A 16,302-nucleotide genomic window follows, 5' to 3' on the forward strand; every position below is an offset into this window, starting at 1 on the left:
CGTGGACGAATATCCCATCATCGACCTGTCCCACCTGCTGCCGGCGGCCCAGGGCTTGGCCCGTCTTCCGGCGGACGAGCGCATCCAGCGCCTTCGCGCCGACCGCTGGATCGGCTATCCGCGCGCAGTCGAGGCGCTGAACCGGCTGGAAGCCCTTTATGCGTGGCCAAACAAGCAACGCATGCCCAACCTGCTGCTGGTTGGCCCGACCAACAATGGCAAGTCGATGATCGTCGAGAAGTTCCGCCGCACCCACCCGGCCAGCTCCGACGCCGACCAGGAGCACATCCCGGTGTTGGTCGTGCAGATGCCGTCCGAGCCGTCCGTGATCCGCTTCTACGTCGCGCTGCTCGCCGCGATGGGCGCGCCGCTGCGCCCACGCCCACGGTTGCCGGAAATGGAGCAACTGGCTCTGGCACTGCTGCGCAAGGTCGGCGTGCGCATGCTGGTGATCGACGAGCTGCACAACGTGCTGGCCGGCAACAGCGTCAACCGCCGGGAATTCCTCAACCTGCTGCGCTTCCTCGGCAACGAACTGCGCATCCCGTTGGTTGGGGTAGGCACGCGCGACGCCTACCTAGCCATCCGCTCCGATGACCAGTTGGAAAATCGCTTCGAGCCGATGATGCTGCCGGTATGGGAGGCCAACGACGATTGCTGCTCACTGCTGGCCAGCTTCGCCGCTTCGCTCCCGCTGCGCCGGCCTTCCCCAATTGCCACGCTGGACATGGCTCGCTACCTGCTCACACGCAGCGAGGGCACCATAGGGGAACTGGCGCACTTGCTGATGGCGGCGGCCATCGTCGCCGTGGAGAGCGGCGAGGAAGCGATCAACCATCGCACACTCAGCATGGCCTGTCGACAACCTCTCGCGCAACCAAGACATCGCGGTCGGACTGCAAGTGATCTTGAAGCCACGGGCCCGTCCCACCCCGACATGGACCTCGATGCCCGAACGGACGTTAGATTTCGAGTTCTAGGCGTTCTGCGATGAAGGTTGGATCCCAGCCGGGATTGAAAGTGTCGACGTGGGTGAATCCGAGCCGCTCGTATAGGCCACGCAGGTTCGGGTGGCAGTCGAGCCGCAGCTTGGCGCACCCCTGCGTTCGCGCGGCATGGCGGCAAGCCTCGATCAGCGCGGAGCTGACACCCCGGCCCGCATGTGTCCGTCGCACCGCGAGCTTGTGCAGATATGCGGCCTCCCCCTTGAGGGCGTCGGGCCAGAACTCGGGATCCTCGGCCGACAAGGTGCAACAGCCGACGATGCCGTCGCTGCAACTCGCGACTAGGAGCTCGGATCTCAGGACGAAGGTCTCCGCGAATGTCCGGTCGATCCGCGCGACGTCCCAGGCGGGCGTTCCCTTGGCGGACATCCACGCCGCAGCGTCGTGCATCAGCCGCACAACCTCGTCGATATCACCCGAGCAGGCGACCCGAACGTTCGGAGGCTCCTCGCTGTCCATTCGCTCCCCTGGCGCGGTATGAACCGCCGCCTCATAGTGCAGTTTGATCCTGACGAGCCCAGCATGTCTGCGCCCACCTTCGCGGAACCTGACCAGGGTCCGCTAGCGGGCGGCCGGAAGGTGAATGCTAGGCATGATCTAACCCTCGGTCTCTGGCGTCGCGACTGCGAAATTTCGCGAGGGTTTCCGAGAAGGTGATTGCGCTTCGCAGATCTCCAGGCGCGTGGGTGCGGACGTAGTCAGCGCCATTGCCGATCGCGTGAAGTTCCGCCGCAAGGCTCGCTGGACCCAGATCCTTTACAGGAAGGCCAACGGTGGCGCCCAAGAAGGATTTCCGCGACACCGAGACCAATAGCGGAAGCCCCAACGCCGACTTCAGCTTTTGAAGGTTCGACAGCACGTGCAGCGATGTTTCCGGTGCGGGGCTCAAGAAAAATCCCATCCCCGGATCGAGGATGAGCCGGTCGGCAGCGACCCCGCTCCGTCGCAAGGCGGAAACCCGCGCCTCGAAGAACCGCACAATCTCGTCGAGCGCGTCTTCGGGTCGAAGGTGACCGGTGCGGGTGGCGATGCCATCCCGCTGCGCTGAGTGCATAACCACCAGCCTGCAGTCCGCCTCAGCAATATCGGGATAGAGCGCAGGGTCAGGAAATCCTTGGATATCGTTCAGGTAGCCCACGCCGCGCTTGAGCGCATAGCGCTGGGTTTCCGGTTGGAAGCTGTCGATTGAAACACGGTGCATCTGATCGGACAGGGCGTCTAAGAGCGGCGCAATACGTCTGATCTCATCGGCCGGCGATACAGGCCTCGCGTCCGGATGGCTGGCGGCCGGTCCGACATCCACGACGTCTGATCCGACTCGCAGCATTTCGATCGCCGCGGTGACAGCGCCGGCGGGGTCTAGCCGCCGGCTCTCATCGAAGAAGGAGTCCTCGGTGAGATTCAGAATGCCGAACACCGTCACCATGGCGTCGGCCTCCGCAGCGACTTCCACGATGGGGATCGGGCGAGCAAAAAGGCAGCAATTATGAGCCCCATACCTACAAAGCCCCACGCATCAAGCTTTTGCCCATGAAGCAACCAGGCAATGGCTGTAATTATGACGACGCCGAGTCCCGACCAGACTGCATAAGCAACACCGACAGGGATGGATTTCAGAACCAGAGAAAGAAAATAAAATGCGATGCCATAACCGATTATGACAACGGCGGAAGGGGCAAGCTTAGTAAAGCCCTCGCTAGATTTTAATGCGGATGTTGCGATTACTTCGCCAACTATTGCGATAACAAGAAAAAGCCAGCCTTTCATGATATATCTCCCAATTTGTGTAGGGCTTATTATGCACGCTTAAAAATAATAAAAGCAGACTTGACCTGATAGTTTGGCTGTGAGCAATTATGTGCTTAGTGCATCTAACACCTGAATTAAGCCGCGCCGCGAAGCGGCGTCGGCTTGAATGAATTGTTAGATGCCAGCCCGATCAATGTGCGCTGACCTTGGATAGCAGATTTAGAACGGCGACGCCACTAACGATAAGTCCCATGCCAACGAACGCCCACAAGTCTAGTTTCTGGCCATGGAAGATCCAAGCGATAGCTGCCACAAGTACGATGCCGAGGCCAGCCCAAACAGCATAAGCAATGCCGACCGGGATGGACTTGATTGCGAGAGAGAGGAAATAGAACGCAAGCCCGTAGCCAGCCACAACTACAACAGAAGGAACTAACTTGGTGAATCCATGGCTGGACTTCAGTGCGGAAGTTGCGACGACCTCACCAAATATTGCAATAGCCAGAAAGAGCCAGTTCTTCACGTGCAATCTCCTCTACGGTATGAAGGATAAATAGTGGTGGCTATGAGTTGCCAAAAACAGTCTTGCGGCTGTCGATTTTCTGTGAGCATACGCAACGCCAAATCTGGCATCTAACACCTGAGTTAAGCCGCGCCGCGAAGCGGCGTCGGCTTGGACGAATTGTTAGGCCGCATATCGCGACCTGAAAGCGGCACGCAAGACCTCAACCTTTTCCGCCCCGAGTGAGGTGCATGCGAGCCTGTAGGACTCTATGTGCTTTGTAGGCCAGTCCACTGGTGGTACTTCATCGGCATAGTAAAAGTAATCCCAGATGATCGCCTCCCAGCTGTTACAACGGACTGGCCGCCCGGCGATGACGCCCTCAGCCGCCTCTGGGCACGAGCCCTGCGGAGCCTCCGCGATTTCATACGCTTCGTCTGCCCACCAAGCAGGTTCGCAGTCAAGTAACTCATCCCCGATCTCCGCTAAGAATCCATAGTCCAACTCCTCCATGACGCGCCCGCCGAGCATTTCAACTATTGCCTCGAGCTCGCCGCGCCTCTCGCCGGGAAACGTCAGATCAATATCATCGTGCTTGCGTGTTACACGCCCTAGCCGTGCATCGATCGCCCAGCCCCCACCGATCCAGAGCGGCAGATTTCGCTCATCTGCCGCAGCTAGAATTTTGTGTATCAATGTGACCTGCGTTGTGTCCATGCGGCCTAACACCTGAGTTAAGCCGCGCCGCGAAGCGGCGTCGGCTTGGACGAATTGTTAGGCCGCATATCGCGACCTGAAAGCGGCACGCAAGACCTCAACCTTTTCCGCCCCGAGTGAGGTGCATGCGAGCCTGTAGGACTCTATGTGCTTTGTAGGCCAGTCCACTGGTGGTACTTCATCGGCATAGTAAAAGTAATCCCAGATGATCGCCTCCCAGCTGTTACAACGGACTGGCCGCCCGGCGATGACGCCCTCAGCCGCCTCTGGGCACGAGCCCTGCGGAGCCTCCGCGATTTCATACGCTTCGTCTGCCCACCAAGCAGGTTCGCAGTCAAGTAACTCATCCCCGATCTCCGCTAAGAATCCATAGTCCAACTCCTCCATGACGCGCCCGCCGAGCATTTCAACTATTGCCTCGAGCTCGCCGCGCCTCTCGCCGGGAAACGTCAGATCAATATCATCGTGCTTGCGTGTTACACGCCCTAGCCGTGCATCGATCGCCCAGCCCCCACCGATCCAGAGCGGCAGATTTCGCTCATCTGCCGCAGCTAGAATTTTGTGTATCAATGTGACCTGCGTTGTGTCCATGCGGCCTAACACCTGAGTTAAGCCGCGCCGCGAAGCGGCGTCGGCTTGGACGAATTGTTAGGCCGCATATCGCGACCTGAAAGCGGCACGCAAGTCCTCAACCTTTTCCGCCCCGAGTGAGGTGCATGCGAGCCTGTAGGACTCTATGTGCTTTGTAGGCCAGTCCACTGGTGGTACTTCATCGGCATAGTAAAAGTAATCCCAGATGATCGCCTCCCAGCTGTTACAACGGACTGGCCGCCCGGCGATGACGCCCTCAGCCGCCTCTGGGCACGAGCCCTGCGGAGCCTCCGCGATTTCATACGCTTCGTCTGCCCACCAAGCAGGTTCGCAGTCAAGTAACTCATCCCCGATCTCCGCTAAGAATCCATAGTCCAACTCCTCCATGACGCGCCCGCCGAGCATTTCAACTATTGCCTCGAGCTCGCCGCGCCTCTCGCCGGGAAACGTCAGATCAATATCATCGTGCTTGCGTGTTACACGCCCTAGCCGTGCATCGATCGCCCAGCCCCCACCGATCCAGAGCGGCAGATTTCGCTCATCTGCCGCAGCTAGAATTTTGTGTATCAATGTGACCTGCGTTGTGTCCATGCGGCCTAACACCTGAGTTAAGCCGCGCCGCGAAGCGGCGTCGGCTTGGACGAATTGTTAGGCCGCATATCGCGACCTGAAAGCGGCACGCAAGTCCTCAACCTTTTCCGCCCCGAGTGAGGTGCATGCGAGCCTGTAGGACTCTATGTGCTTTGTAGGCCAGTCCACTGGTGGTACTTCATCGGCATAGTAAAAGTAATCCCAGATGATCGCCTCCCAGCTGTTACAACGGACTGGCCGCCCGGCGATGACGCCCTCAGCCGCCTCTGGGCACGAGCCCTGCGGAGCCTCCGCGATTTCATACGCTTCGTCTGCCCACCAAGCAGGTTCGCAGTCAAGTAACTCATCCCCGATCTCCGCTAAGAATCCATAGTCCAACTCCTCCATGACGCGCCCGCCGAGCATTTCAACTATTGCCTCGAGCTCGCCGCGCCTCTCGCCGGGAAACGTCAGATCAATATCATCGTGCTTGCGTGTTACACGCCCTAGCCGTGCATCGATCGCCCAGCCCCCACCGATCCAGAGCGGCAGATTTCGCTCATCTGCCGCAGCTAGAATTTTGTGTATCAATGTGACCTGCGTTGTGTCCATGCGGCCTAACACCTGAATTAAGCCGCGCCGCGAAGCGGCGTCGGCTTGAATGAATTGTTAGATGCCAGCCCGATCAATGTGCGCTGACCTTGGATAGCAGATTTAGAACGGCGACGCCACTAACGATAAGTCCCATGCCAACGAACGCCCACAAGTCTAGTTTCTGGCCATGGAAGATCCAAGCGATAGCTGCCACAAGTACGATGCCGAGGCCAGCCCAAACAGCATAAGCAATGCCGACCGGGATGGACTTGATTGCGAGAGAGAGGAAATAGAACGCAAGCCCGTAGCCAGCCACAACTACAACAGAAGGAACTAACTTGGTGAATCCATGGCTGGACTTCAGTGCGGAAGTTGCGACGACCTCACCAAATATTGCAATAGCCAGAAAGAGCCAGTTCTTCACGTGCAATCTCCTCTACGGTATGAAGGATAAATAGTGGTGGCTATGAGTTGCCAAAAACAGTCTTGCGGCTGTCGATTTTCTGTGAGCATACGCAACGCCAAATCTGGCATCTAACTTTGTTTTAGGGCGACTGCCCTGCTGCGTAACATCGTTGCTGCTCCATAACATCAAACATCGACCCACGGCGTAACGCGCTTGCTGCTTGGATGCCCGAGGCATAGACTGTACAAAAAAACAGTCATAACAAGCCATGAAAACCGCCACTGCGCCGTTACCACCGCTGCGTTCGGTCAAGGTTCTGGACCAGTTGCGTGAGCGCATACGCTACTTGCATTACAGCTTACCAACCGAACAGGCTTATGTCCACTGGGTTCGTGCCTTCATCCGTTTCCACGGTGTGCGTCACCCGGCAACCTTGGGCAGCAGCGAAGTCGAGGCATTTCTGTCCTGGCTGGCGAACGAGCGCAAGGTTTCGGTCTCCACGCATCGTCAGGCATTGGCGGCCTTGCTGTTCTTCTACGGCAAGGTGCTGTGCACGGATCTGCCCTGGCTTCAGGAGATCGGAAGACCTCGGCCGTCGCGGCGCTTGCCGGTGGTGCTGACCCCGGATGAAGTGGTTCGCATCCTCGGTTTTCTGGAAGGCGAGCATCGTTTGTTCGCCCAGCTTCTGTATGGAACGGGCATGCGGATCAGTGAGGGTTTGCAACTGCGGGTCAAGGATCTGGATTTCGATCACGGCACGATCATCGTGCGGGAGGGCAAGGGCTCCAAGGATCGGGCCTTGATGTTACCCGAGAGCTTGGCACCCAGCCTGCGCGAGCAGCTGTCGCGTGCACGGGCATGGTGGCTGAAGGACCAGGCCGAGGGCCGCAGCGGCGTTGCGCTTCCCGACGCCCTTGAGCGGAAGTATCCGCGCGCCGGGCATTCCTGGCCGTGGTTCTGGGTTTTTGCGCAGCACACGCATTCGACCGATCCACGGAGCGGTGTCGTGCGTCGCCATCACATGTATGACCAGACCTTTCAGCGCGCCTTCAAACGTGCCGTAGAACAAGCAGGCATCACGAAGCCCGCCACACCGCACACCCTCCGCCACTCGTTCGCGACGGCCTTGCTCCGCAGCGGTTACGACATTCGAACCGTGCAGGATCTGCTCGGCCATTCCGACGTCTCTACGACGATGATTTACACGCATGTGCTGAAAGTTGGCGGTGCCGGAGTGCGCTCACCGCTTGATGCGCTGCCGCCCCTCACTAGTGAGAGGTAGGGCAGCGCAAGTCAATCCTGGCGGATTCACTACCCCTGCGCGAAGGCCATCGGTGCCGCATCGAACGGCCGGTTGCGGAAAGTCCTCCCTGCGTCCGCTGATGGCCGGCAGCAGCCCGTCGTTGCCTGATGGATCCAACCCCTCCGCTGCTATAGTGCAGTCGGCTTCTGACGTTCAGTGCAGCCGTCTTCTGAAAACGACAAACGATGTCAGCCAATAAGTTGTTGTAATAATCGACAAGTGTTTGTTGCAACTCGCCGTCCTGTAAGACTGCATTATCAGTCTGATTCAGGGCGGCTATGGTGTCATTTATACACCATAAACCGATGACGGCTGCACGTAAATCTGTGGATGCTCTTGATGGCGATTCAACGTTTGCTGTCCCACGCATGGCGACAGCATTGTTTAGCCCAGCAATAATCCCATTATAAGTTGGGGGGAGGGGCTCCGACAACTGCAAAGCTATCTTTTCTGTATTGTTTTGGATGTCGTCCGCAAGAATGGTATTCTCGATCAGTTCTCGAGCCAATAATGATGTTTCGAAGCAGACGGCCAACACCGTCTGCTTCGTTTCTGGTTCTTGTTCTTCCACTGCCAGCGCGTTACTGATTGTTACGCACGTAAGTAGCAAAGTGAATGCGCTCTTGAGTCTCATCAACGGTTGCCTCCACAGTCTCGCTGGCACTGGAATCAATGTGAAAATTGTTCTGGATCGGATCAACAGGAATAAATCGATCACAGTCGAACTCTCTTGGAATTATGGTCATGTGCAGTTTCGTTGCTGATGAAAGAGCTTGAATGTACAACTTCTCCCCACCAATGACAGCAATGCGTTGATCGGTATTCTCATACAGGTTGATCACAGCACGAAGATCAGGAACGACAGTAGCGCCTATGACATCTTCTTGTTTTAACGTCGAGGAGATCACGAACGATTCGCGTTCGGGGAGAATTCCTTTCTCCTTGATTCGCTCCTCGGCGCCATCCTTTTCTAACTGCATGTCACGCATGTCAGTATACGTGTGTTTCCCCATAACGCACACGCGGATCTCTTTAGAAATCCGCGTAAATCGCGCCATGTCTTCTTTGCATTTCCATGGAATCTTGCCGCCTTTCCCGAATCCCAACTTAGAATCCACAGCGACTATTAGCTCAAGTTGTGGGTGACTCATTAAAACTCCAAACCAGTCGATGCTGGTTGTTCCAGATATTGCTTACGGAAGGTGGCCAGATCAATCAGTTTGATATTTGCCTTTCCGCTGTTGTTGAGATCGTGCACTTTCTTCAATTTGCCGGAAGATCCGGAAGTGGATGCCGCGATCACCATGGTGGTCTTCGACGAGACTGATGATTGCACTTCACCACCCTCAGCTTCAATCAGCTTCTCCAAGGCCGCGTCACGAAAACCGGTGATCACGATCTTCTCACCGGTAAAACGATCCCCCGAAGTGACCTGCTGTTTGAACCCGATGATTGATTGAATCTTGTTGAATAGCTCGGCATGTTCAGCCATACCTGCAAGCACTTTTGCGGCAGTTTTGTAGCTGAATTTGTCGACGCTAACGATCTGCTCTTCGGTGATGGCATTGAAATCATCCAAGGTCTTAATATCCAAGCCTTCACACAGAGCTTTCATCTTGCGGCGCCCAACGCCGCGCCCAAAGTGGGGCATCGACCCCAACCAAACCGACAGGGGAACACTACTGGGTATAGGAAGTATAAACCACCTTTTTGCTCCTCATCCGAAGTATCTTACCTGAAATTCCCTCACTCGTTTACCGCTCAAGCCCCAATTTTAACTGCCGGTCCAGCCTAAACCGCTCTAATAAGGTTCGATTTGGCGGTAAAATCTCTAGCCTGATAGCTCGAGAGATACAAACTGCCCCACCGCCCCGTTTAAAAGTTGGCAGTGTTGAGCAGTGTTGGATTTGGGGTCGTCAGTCAAAGAGACGACTCTGTGATGGATCGAACAGGCTGGGAGTCAGTGGCGGCGCTCGTTCTGGTGGCAGCTCACGCTGCTTGGCGGCATTCGCCTTGGCTGTTTTCTGTTTCAGATGCTTGAGAATCTGCTCAATGACCTTCGGATCTTCGATGCTGGCAATCACTTTGACGTGACCGCCGCAGTGTTCGCAGACTTCAATATCAATATTGAAGACTCGCTTGAGGCGTTGCATCCAGGTCATGGCGCGGTGGCGCTCTGCAGGACTCTTGTCACGCCAGTTAGTATCGAGACCTTCCGATTTGTCGGGCTTCTTGCCCCGCTTGGCGGGTGTTACTTGAACTCGGTGTTTGCTGTTCGGTGCAAAGACGCCGTGGAAGCGTGTGAGGTTGACTCGCGGCTTAGGTACCAACGCAGCGAGTTTGGCGATGAAGTCCAGCGGCTCGAAGATCACATGGGTGGTGCCATTGCGGTACGGAGTTTTGAGCTCGTAACGCACCTGCCCATTGGCGGTTAATGCCAGACGTTTTTCTGAAACCGCTGGCCGACTAATGTAGCGACACAAGCGCTCAAGCTTATCCCGCTGATGCGCTTCGGCCATCACACCGGCGTGTAGCGAGAAACCAGCATGGTTGGCTACTCGACTGCTTGAGTCGGCTTTATCCTCACGCCCTGGCAAGGTTTGCAGGGTGAAGACTTTGCGCCCTTGCTGGGGGCCGACGGCAATGCGATACGTAACCGAAGCACCATGTAATTGAGTCAGCGTATCGTCTTCGCCCTCTTCCAGTGTCAACCACGTATTCTCGGCATCACGCTCCAAAATCCCACGCTTTTCCATGCAGCGAGCGATGCGATGGCTGAGGGTGTGAGCGAGCGTATTCAGCTCATCGTAAGTGGGTGCCTTGACACGATGGAAGCGTTGCTTGCCATAGTCATCTTCGGCATAGACACCATCGAGAAACAGCATGTGGTAGTGGACATTGAGATTTAGCGCGGAGCCAAAGCGTTGGATAAGAGTCACTGAGCCAGTTTGTGCAGAGGCTTTGGTGTAACCGGCTTTTTTGATCAGATGAGTTGAGAGTGTACGATAGACGATACTCAAGACCTGGCCCATCAGCTGGGGATGGCGAGCCAGCAAAAAGCGTAGCTGGAAAGGAAAGCTGAGCACCCACTGGCGAATGGGCTCCTTGGGGAAGACTTCGTCTATCAGCAGCGCCGCACTCTCGGCCATCCGGCGGGCACCGCAGCTAGGGCAAAAGCCGCGTCGTTTACAGCTGAAGGCGACCAGACGCTCGTGATGACAATCCTCGCAGCGAACCCGCATGAAACCATACTCCAGACGGCCACATTGGAGGAGGTCGTTGAATTCTTGTTGGATGTAGCGAGGCAGGTGTTGACCTTGGGCTTCGAGTGAGGCTTTGAAGGCTGGGTAGTGCTGCTCAACCAGCTGGTAGAGCAGCGTCTGGTCGGGTTGGTGGCGTTCGTAACCGTTTGTTTGAGTGGGCGATTGACTCGCCGTGGCGTTCCTTGCCAGCGACATGGGTATCCTCCGCTGATACTGTGGTTATGTACAGTATCAGCGGCTTGCGTTCAGACGTCCAGTCTGGCCCTAGACATCGCTAAATGCTTAACCCGCAATAGCCCTCACGAGTTGTTATCAGCCACTACCGGTTGAGCGAGAAGGTTTTGGGTTCAGGGTGCTATTGCTCCACCAATCACAATACTGAAGCCCCAACTGTTATCAGTTGGGGCTTTTTCTTGTCTGTTTGCGGCGGTTGCGTTTTATCGGTAGTCGTCGAGCTCTGCACCATCCCACATAAGAGCTTAACGGTGCGATCTTCAACGCCATCACACAAAACTTTCTTTTTCACGCACAGTCAACTTATTGGATGTTTTATTAACAACCCAAAAGGAGATATTTAGCGGGCGGCCGGAAGGTGAATGCTAGGCATGATCTAACCCTCGGTCTCTGGCGTCGCGACTGCGAAATTTCGCGAGGGTTTCCGAGAAGGTGATTGCGCTTCGCAGATCTCCAGGCGCGTGGGTGCGGACGTAGTCAGCGCCATTGCCGATCGCGTGAAGTTCCGCCGCAAGGCTCGCTGGACCCAGATCCTTTACAGGAAGGCCAACGGTGGCGCCCAAGAAGGATTTCCGCGACACCGAGACCAATAGCGGAAGCCCCAACGCCGACTTCAGCTTTTGAAGGTTCGACAGCACGTGCAGCGATGTTTCCGGTGCGGGGCTCAAGAAAAATCCCATCCCCGGATCGAGGATGAGCCGGTCGGCAGCGACCCCGCTCCGTCGCAAGGCGGAAACCCGCGCCTCGAAGAACCGCACAATCTCGTCGAGCGCGTCTTCGGGTCGAAGGTGACCGGTGCGGGTGGCGATGCCATCCCGCTGCGCTGAGTGCATAACCACCAGCCTGCAGTCCGCCTCAGCAATATCGGGATAGAGCGCAGGGTCAGGAAATCCTTGGATATCGTTCAGGTAGCCCACGCCGCGCTTGAGCGCATAGCGCTGGGTTTCCGGTTGGAAGCTGTCGATTGAAACACGGTGCATCTGATCGGACAGGGCGTCTAAGAGCGGCGCAATACGTCTGATCTCATCGGCCGGCGATACAGGCCTCGCGTCCGGATGGCTGGCGGCCGGTCCGACATCCACGACGTCTGATCCGACTCGCAGCATTTCGATCGCCGCGGTGACAGCGCCGGCGGGGTCTAGCCGCCGGCTCTCATCGAAGAAGGAGTCCTCGGTGAGATTCAGAATGCCGAACACCGTCACCATGGCGTCGGCCTCCGCAGCGACTTCCACGATGGGGATCGGGCGAGCAAAAAGGCAGCAATTATGAGCCCCATACCTACAAAGCCCCACGCATCAAGCTTTTGCCCATGAAGCAACCAGGCAATGGCTGTAATTATGACGACGCCGAGTCCCGACCAGACTGCATAAGCAACACCGACAGGGATGGATTTCAGAACCAGAGAAAGAAAATAAAATGCGATGCCATAACCGATTATGACAACGGCGGAAGGGGCAAGCTTAGTAAAGCCCTCGGTGCGGCGGACATTATCCGCGAACAGGCTGAACAGCACGGCATTGCGCGGGTAACGGATGTCTGGCTGGAAGTCGGCGCACTGGCGGATGTTGAGGAGAGTGCACTGCATTTCTGTTTTGATATCGCCTGCCGTGATACCGTGGCGCAGGGCTGCACACTGCATATTGATGTTATCCCGGCACAGGCATGGTGCTGGGATTGCAGCCGTGAGGCCGAAATCATGCAGCACGCCGGATGCTGTCCGCACTGCGGCAGTGAACGGCTGCGCATCAGTGAAGGTGATGATTTGCGGGTAAAAAGCCTGGAAGGTGAGTGAGTTTTACGCCGCCGCCGTATTCAGCAGCCAGCGGGCGAATTGCTGCATGGCCGGGGTTTCCGTACGGGACTGTAACCGCGTCAGCCAGTAGCCGCCGAGGGTGATTTCTGCGGCAAACGGCTGTACCAGTGCGCCTGACTGTAACAGGCGGCTGAACATACATACCGGTGCGATCGCTACCCCGGCACCCAGTTGTGCCGCCTCGGCCATGGCCAGTGAGGTATCGAACACCATTACCGGCTGTGACGGGGAAGGCGGTGTGCCGCCCGCACAATCCAGCCAGCGGCTCCATTCATCCCGGCGGAATGAGCGCAGCAGGGTAAAGCGGTGAACATCATCCGGCTGCTGTAACTGTTCTGCAATGGCCGGTGAGCACAGCGGAGCGTGTGGTGCACTGAAAATCAGTTCCGCATCTGACTCATGCCACGCGCCGTTACCGAAACGGATCGTATAATCATGCCCTTCCGCCGCCGGGTCCACATGATTGTTATGGGTGGAGATATGCAGATCAATATGCGGATGGCTGTCATAGAATCCGGCCAGACGCGGCAGCAGCCAGCCTGCGGCAAATGTTCCCACCGCACCGACTTTCACCCGCTCACGGAACTGCCCGTGAGAAAAACACTCCAGAGTATCCGCAATCCGGTCAAACGCCTCATTGAGCACCGGCAGTAATCCCTCACCTTCATGGGTCAGCACCAGCCCGCGCGAGACGCGGGTAAACAGCACACAGCCGAGTTGTTCTTCCAGCGCCCTGACCTGCTGGCTGACGGCGGCATGGGTGACATTCAGCTCAATCGCCGCGCGGGTAAAACTGAGATGACGGGCGGCGGCCTCAAAGGCGCGCAGCGGGTTAAGGGGGAGATAACGTCTGACCATAATCCACCTGTAAGTTTTTCTTTAGGCTCTTGTTATAAATAACCGTTTGTTCTGTCCGGTGAATCTGACGATACTTGCCGCCGTTACTCACACACGGAAGGTTAATTCTGATGAAAAAATCGTTATCTGCAACACTGATTTCCGCTCTGCTGGCGTTTTCCGCCCCGGGGTTTTCTGCCGCTGATAATGTCGCGGCGGTGGTGGACAGCACCATTAAACCGCTGATGGCACAGCAGGATATTCCCGGGATGGCGGTTGCCGTCTCCGTAAAGGGTAAGCCCTATTATTTCAATTATGGTTTTGCCGATATTCAGGCAAAACAGCCGGTCACTGAAAATACACTATTTGAGCTCGGATCTGTAAGTAAAACTTTCACAGGTGTGCTGGGTGCGGTTTCTGTGGCGAAAAAAGAGATGGCGCTGAATGATCCGGCGGCAAAATACCAGCCGGAGCTGGCTCTGCCGCAGTGGAAGGGGATCACATTGCTGGATCTGGCTACCTATACCGCAGGCGGACTGCCGTTACAGGTGCCGGATGCGGTAAAAAGCCGTGCGGATCTGCTGAATTTCTATCAGCAGTGGCAGCCGTCCCGGAAACCGGGCGATATGCGTCTGTATGCAAACAGCAGTATCGGCCTGTTTGGTGCTCTGACCGCAAACGCGGCGGGGATGCCGTATGAGCAGTTGCTGACTGCACGGATCCTGGCACCGCTGGGGTTATCTCACACCTTTATTACTGTGCCGGAAAGTGCGCAAAGCCAGTATGCGTACGGTTATAAAAACAAAAAACCGGTCCGCGTGTCGCCGGGACAGCTTGATGCGGAATCTTACGGCGTGAAATCCGCCTCAAAAGATATGCTGCGCTGGGCGGAAATGAATATGGAGCCGTCACGGGCCGGTAATGCGGGCGCGCTTTCGACGCCGCTGGAGGTATCGACCAGCGGCGCTCCGGTGCGCGCAATCGCCTCGGCAACATTCGTCGGATTTAGCCCGCCTGCCAGCCCCCACGGCAAGGCACCGCGATATCCGGCCAGCAGCGACCAGTCGAACGCCAACCCCATGCCGCCGGGCAGCGCGCCTTTGGGGGTCTTGGCGTCGAACAAGATCAAGTCCGCCGCCCCGGCATAGGCTGCGGCGCGTGCGACATCGCTGGCGCTGGCGACGGGCAGCGCCTTCCACACCGGCTTGCCAAACCGCGCGCGCAACTGGGCCACGCGTTCGGGCGATTCCGAACCGTGCAGCTGCAGCGCGTTCAGCTTGGCTGCCACCAGTGCGTCGGCGATGACAGCATCATCCGCATCGACGAACAAACCGACCATGGCGATCTGGCCAGCTGCGCGCGATGTCAAAGCGCCCGCGACATTCGACGTAACCGCACGGGGCGACGCTGGATAGAACACCAACCCGGCATAGTCCGCCCGCGCCGCGATGGTCGCATCGAGCGCCTCGGGTGTGCTGATCCCGCAAATCTTGATTTTCGCGGGCATGCGGTCAGTCGGGGTTCTGGATCAGCCGCACCAGCGTGCAGTCGGGATCGATCAGGTAGCCGATCCTCAGGCCGCTCGCCTCCAGTTGCGGAGCTTTGAAGCGCGGCCAGCCGGTGCTTTTTTCCTCGGCTCCCGCCGCGTTCACCAATGCCACCATGGCATCGAGATCATCCAACCGCAGGCAACAGCCGAACGAGCTCGTAGCTGGGTCGAGGTCAGGATAGGGGAAGAATTCGAGCTGCAAACCGCCGCGCTGCAGGATCATCCAGCCGCGATCCTTCCAACTCGTCGCAAAGCCCAGCTTCGCATAAAACGCCTCTGTCACATCGAAATCGCGCGATGGCAGATTGGGGGTGACGTGGTCAGCCATGGCTCAGCGCAGCTTGTCGGCCATGCGGGCCGTATGAGTGATTGCGGCGCGGCTATCGGGGGCGGAATGGCTCATCACGATCATGCTGGCCTTGGGGAACGCCGCACCAAACGCGCGCGCTGACGCGGCGTAGTGCTCAGTGTCGGCATCACCGAGATTGCCGAGCGACTTGGCCTTGCTGTCCTTGATCAGGCAGCCACCAAAAGCGATGTCGGTGCCGTCGATCCCAACGGTGATATTGTCACTGGTGTGGCCGGGGCCGGGGTAAAATACCTTGAGCGGGCCAAAGTTGGGCGCGGTTGCTGGTTCGACCCAGCCATTGGCGGCGAAAGTCAGGCTGTGTTGCGCCGCAACCATCCCCTCTTGCGGGGCAAGCTGGTTCGACAACGCATTGGCATAAGTCGCAATCCCCGCCGCATGCAGCGCGTCCATACCGCCCATCTTGTCCTGATGCGCGTGAGTCACCACCGCCAGCGCGACCGGCAGGTTGATCTCCTGCTTGATCCAGTTGAGGATCTGGGCGGTCTGGTCATCGGTCCAGGCGGTATCGACCACCAGCACGCGGCCGCCATCCCTGACGATCAAACCGTTGGAAGCGACTGCCCCGAAACCCGGCATGTCGAGATAGGAAGTGTGCTGCCAGACATTCGGTGCGAGCTGGCGGAAAACCAGATCGCCAAACCGTTGGTCGCCAGTTTCCATTTGCTGGCCAATCGTCGGGCGGATTTCACCGGGCATGCACCCGCTCAGCATCAATGCAGCGGCTAATGCGGTGCTCAGCTTCGCGACCGGGTGCATAATATTGGGCAATTCCATCAAGTTTTCCTTTTATTCAGCATTAA

General features: G+C 57.3%; 22 protein-coding genes and 1 pseudogene. 4 read left to right on the top strand and 19 right to left on the bottom strand.

What is annotated here, in order from left to right:
* The first annotated feature begins 1 nt into the window (after nucleotide 1).
* Complete coding sequence (locus AC4OVU_RS24300; protein WP_001381192.1) at nucleotides 2–994, top strand: TniB family NTP-binding protein; 993 nt, start codon at nucleotides 2–4, stop codon at nucleotides 992–994.
* Here the strand turns inward: AC4OVU_RS24300 and AC4OVU_RS24305 are convergent.
* The 9 genes from AC4OVU_RS24305 to qac (AC4OVU_RS24345) form a co-directional block, all read right to left on the bottom strand.
* On the bottom strand, nucleotides 963–1,463 hold the full coding sequence (locus AC4OVU_RS24305) for a GNAT family N-acetyltransferase (protein ID WP_000376623.1): 501 nt from the start codon (nucleotides 1,461–1,463) through the stop codon (nucleotides 963–965). The genes AC4OVU_RS24300 and AC4OVU_RS24305 overlap by 32 nt on opposite strands.
* Nucleotides 1,464–1,590: 127 nt before the next feature.
* Nucleotides 1,591–2,430 carry a sulfonamide-resistant dihydropteroate synthase Sul1 gene (gene sul1, locus AC4OVU_RS24310; protein ID WP_000259031.1) on the bottom strand — a complete coding sequence of 280 codons (840 nt, stop codon included), beginning with the start codon at nucleotides 2,428–2,430 and terminating at the stop codon, nucleotides 1,591–1,593.
* On the bottom strand, nucleotides 2,424–2,771 hold the full coding sequence (locus AC4OVU_RS24315) for a quaternary ammonium compound efflux SMR transporter QacE delta 1 (RefSeq protein WP_000679427.1): 348 nt from the start codon (nucleotides 2,769–2,771) through the stop codon (nucleotides 2,424–2,426). The genes sul1 (AC4OVU_RS24310) and AC4OVU_RS24315 overlap by 7 nt, the downstream gene beginning before the upstream one ends.
* A gap of 172 nt (nucleotides 2,772–2,943) precedes the next feature.
* The gene (qac, locus tag AC4OVU_RS24320) at nucleotides 2,944–3,276 is read right to left on the bottom strand and encodes a quaternary ammonium compound efflux SMR transporter QacL (protein ID WP_015059047.1); all 333 of its coding nucleotides are present in this window, start codon (nucleotides 3,274–3,276) and stop codon (nucleotides 2,944–2,946) included.
* A 162-nt stretch (nucleotides 3,277–3,438) separates the two neighbouring features.
* Nucleotides 3,439–3,972, bottom strand: a complete 534-nt coding sequence (gene aadB, locus AC4OVU_RS24325; protein ID WP_000381802.1) for an aminoglycoside nucleotidyltransferase ANT(2'')-Ia — start codon at nucleotides 3,970–3,972, stop codon at nucleotides 3,439–3,441.
* Between the two features lie 57 nt (nucleotides 3,973–4,029).
* The gene (gene aadB, locus AC4OVU_RS24330) at nucleotides 4,030–4,563 is read right to left on the bottom strand and encodes an aminoglycoside nucleotidyltransferase ANT(2'')-Ia (protein WP_000381802.1); all 534 of its coding nucleotides are present in this window, start codon (nucleotides 4,561–4,563) and stop codon (nucleotides 4,030–4,032) included.
* A 57-nt stretch (nucleotides 4,564–4,620) separates the two neighbouring features.
* Entirely contained in the window at nucleotides 4,621–5,154 is a 534-nt protein-coding gene (gene aadB, locus AC4OVU_RS24335; RefSeq protein ID WP_490781686.1) for an aminoglycoside nucleotidyltransferase ANT(2'')-Ia, read from the bottom strand.
* Between the two features lie 57 nt (nucleotides 5,155–5,211).
* Complete coding sequence (gene aadB, locus AC4OVU_RS24340; protein ID WP_490781686.1) at nucleotides 5,212–5,745, bottom strand: aminoglycoside nucleotidyltransferase ANT(2'')-Ia; 534 nt, start codon at nucleotides 5,743–5,745, stop codon at nucleotides 5,212–5,214.
* Nucleotides 5,746–5,818: 73 nt separating this feature from the next.
* Entirely contained in the window at nucleotides 5,819–6,151 is a 333-nt protein-coding gene (qac, locus tag AC4OVU_RS24345) for a quaternary ammonium compound efflux SMR transporter QacL (RefSeq protein WP_015059047.1), read from the bottom strand.
* Between the two features lie 250 nt (nucleotides 6,152–6,401).
* Here qac (AC4OVU_RS24345) and intI1 point away from each other — a divergent pair, with 250 nt between their 5' ends.
* Complete coding sequence (gene intI1 / locus AC4OVU_RS24350; RefSeq protein ID WP_000845039.1) at nucleotides 6,402–7,415, top strand: class 1 integron integrase IntI1; 1,014 nt, start codon at nucleotides 6,402–6,404, stop codon at nucleotides 7,413–7,415.
* Here intI1 and AC4OVU_RS24355 read toward each other — a convergent pair.
* From AC4OVU_RS24355 to AC4OVU_RS24380, 6 genes are all read right to left on the bottom strand, one after another.
* Nucleotides 7,402–8,007, bottom strand: a complete 606-nt coding sequence (locus AC4OVU_RS24355; protein ID WP_048228299.1) for a hypothetical protein — start codon at nucleotides 8,005–8,007, stop codon at nucleotides 7,402–7,404. The two genes, intI1 and AC4OVU_RS24355, sit on opposite strands and share 14 nt — an antisense overlap.
* A gap of 10 nt (nucleotides 8,008–8,017) precedes the next feature.
* A complete protein-coding gene (dfrA19, locus tag AC4OVU_RS24360; RefSeq protein ID WP_000019304.1) occupies nucleotides 8,018–8,587 on the bottom strand; it encodes a trimethoprim-resistant dihydrofolate reductase DfrA19 in 570 nt (189 codons plus the stop codon).
* Nucleotides 8,587–9,051 carry a BRCT domain-containing protein gene (locus AC4OVU_RS24365; RefSeq protein WP_000645230.1) on the bottom strand — a complete coding sequence of 155 codons (465 nt, stop codon included), beginning with the start codon at nucleotides 9,049–9,051 and terminating at the stop codon, nucleotides 8,587–8,589. The genes dfrA19 and AC4OVU_RS24365 overlap by 1 nt, the downstream gene beginning before the upstream one ends.
* Nucleotides 9,052–9,352: 301 nt before the next feature.
* On the bottom strand, nucleotides 9,353–10,894 hold the full coding sequence (locus AC4OVU_RS24370; protein ID WP_000050481.1) for an IS91-like element ISCR1 family transposase: 1,542 nt from the start codon (nucleotides 10,892–10,894) through the stop codon (nucleotides 9,353–9,355).
* Nucleotides 10,895–11,298: 404 nt separating this feature from the next.
* Nucleotides 11,299–12,138 carry a sulfonamide-resistant dihydropteroate synthase Sul1 gene (gene sul1 / locus AC4OVU_RS24375; RefSeq protein ID WP_000259031.1) on the bottom strand — a complete coding sequence of 280 codons (840 nt, stop codon included), beginning with the start codon at nucleotides 12,136–12,138 and terminating at the stop codon, nucleotides 11,299–11,301.
* Nucleotides 12,132–12,467, bottom strand: a complete 336-nt coding sequence (locus AC4OVU_RS24380; protein WP_052238321.1) for a DMT family transporter — start codon at nucleotides 12,465–12,467, stop codon at nucleotides 12,132–12,134. The genes sul1 (AC4OVU_RS24375) and AC4OVU_RS24380 overlap by 7 nt, the downstream gene beginning before the upstream one ends.
* Between AC4OVU_RS24380 and hypA the strand changes: the two genes are divergently transcribed.
* A complete protein-coding gene (gene hypA / locus AC4OVU_RS24385; protein WP_025999322.1) occupies nucleotides 12,360–12,725 on the top strand; it encodes a hydrogenase maturation nickel metallochaperone HypA in 366 nt (121 codons plus the stop codon). The genes AC4OVU_RS24380 and hypA overlap by 108 nt on opposite strands.
* 3 nt (nucleotides 12,726–12,728) lie before the next feature.
* Here hypA and ampR read toward each other — a convergent pair whose 3' ends face one another.
* The gene (ampR, locus tag AC4OVU_RS24390; protein WP_004193231.1) at nucleotides 12,729–13,604 is read right to left on the bottom strand and encodes a LysR family transcriptional regulator AmpR; all 876 of its coding nucleotides are present in this window, start codon (nucleotides 13,602–13,604) and stop codon (nucleotides 12,729–12,731) included.
* A gap of 110 nt (nucleotides 13,605–13,714) precedes the next feature.
* Here ampR and AC4OVU_RS24395 point away from each other — a divergent pair.
* Nucleotides 13,715–14,509 (top strand): annotated as a pseudogene (locus AC4OVU_RS24395) (serine hydrolase); the annotation flags it as partial.
* On the opposite strand, the gene AC4OVU_RS24400 reads toward AC4OVU_RS24395, so the two are convergent.
* Genes AC4OVU_RS24400 through AC4OVU_RS24410 form a run of 3 tightly spaced genes read right to left on the bottom strand, consistent with a single transcriptional unit; the run spans nucleotide 14,431 to nucleotide 16,276 of the window.
* The gene (locus AC4OVU_RS24400; protein ID WP_015058923.1) at nucleotides 14,431–15,090 is read right to left on the bottom strand and encodes a phosphoribosylanthranilate isomerase; all 660 of its coding nucleotides are present in this window, start codon (nucleotides 15,088–15,090) and stop codon (nucleotides 14,431–14,433) included. The pseudogene AC4OVU_RS24395 and the gene AC4OVU_RS24400 overlap by 79 nt on opposite strands.
* A gap of 4 nt (nucleotides 15,091–15,094) precedes the next feature.
* Nucleotides 15,095–15,460 carry a bleomycin binding protein Ble-MBL gene (ble, locus tag AC4OVU_RS24405; RefSeq protein WP_004201167.1) on the bottom strand — a complete coding sequence of 122 codons (366 nt, stop codon included), beginning with the start codon at nucleotides 15,458–15,460 and terminating at the stop codon, nucleotides 15,095–15,097.
* Between the two features lie 3 nt (nucleotides 15,461–15,463).
* A complete protein-coding gene (locus tag AC4OVU_RS24410; RefSeq protein WP_004201164.1) occupies nucleotides 15,464–16,276 on the bottom strand; it encodes a subclass B1 metallo-beta-lactamase NDM-1 in 813 nt (270 codons plus the stop codon).
* Nucleotides 16,277–16,302: the final 26 nt, after the last annotated feature.

Source organism: Enterobacter sp. 6722112, assembly GCF_058661685.1.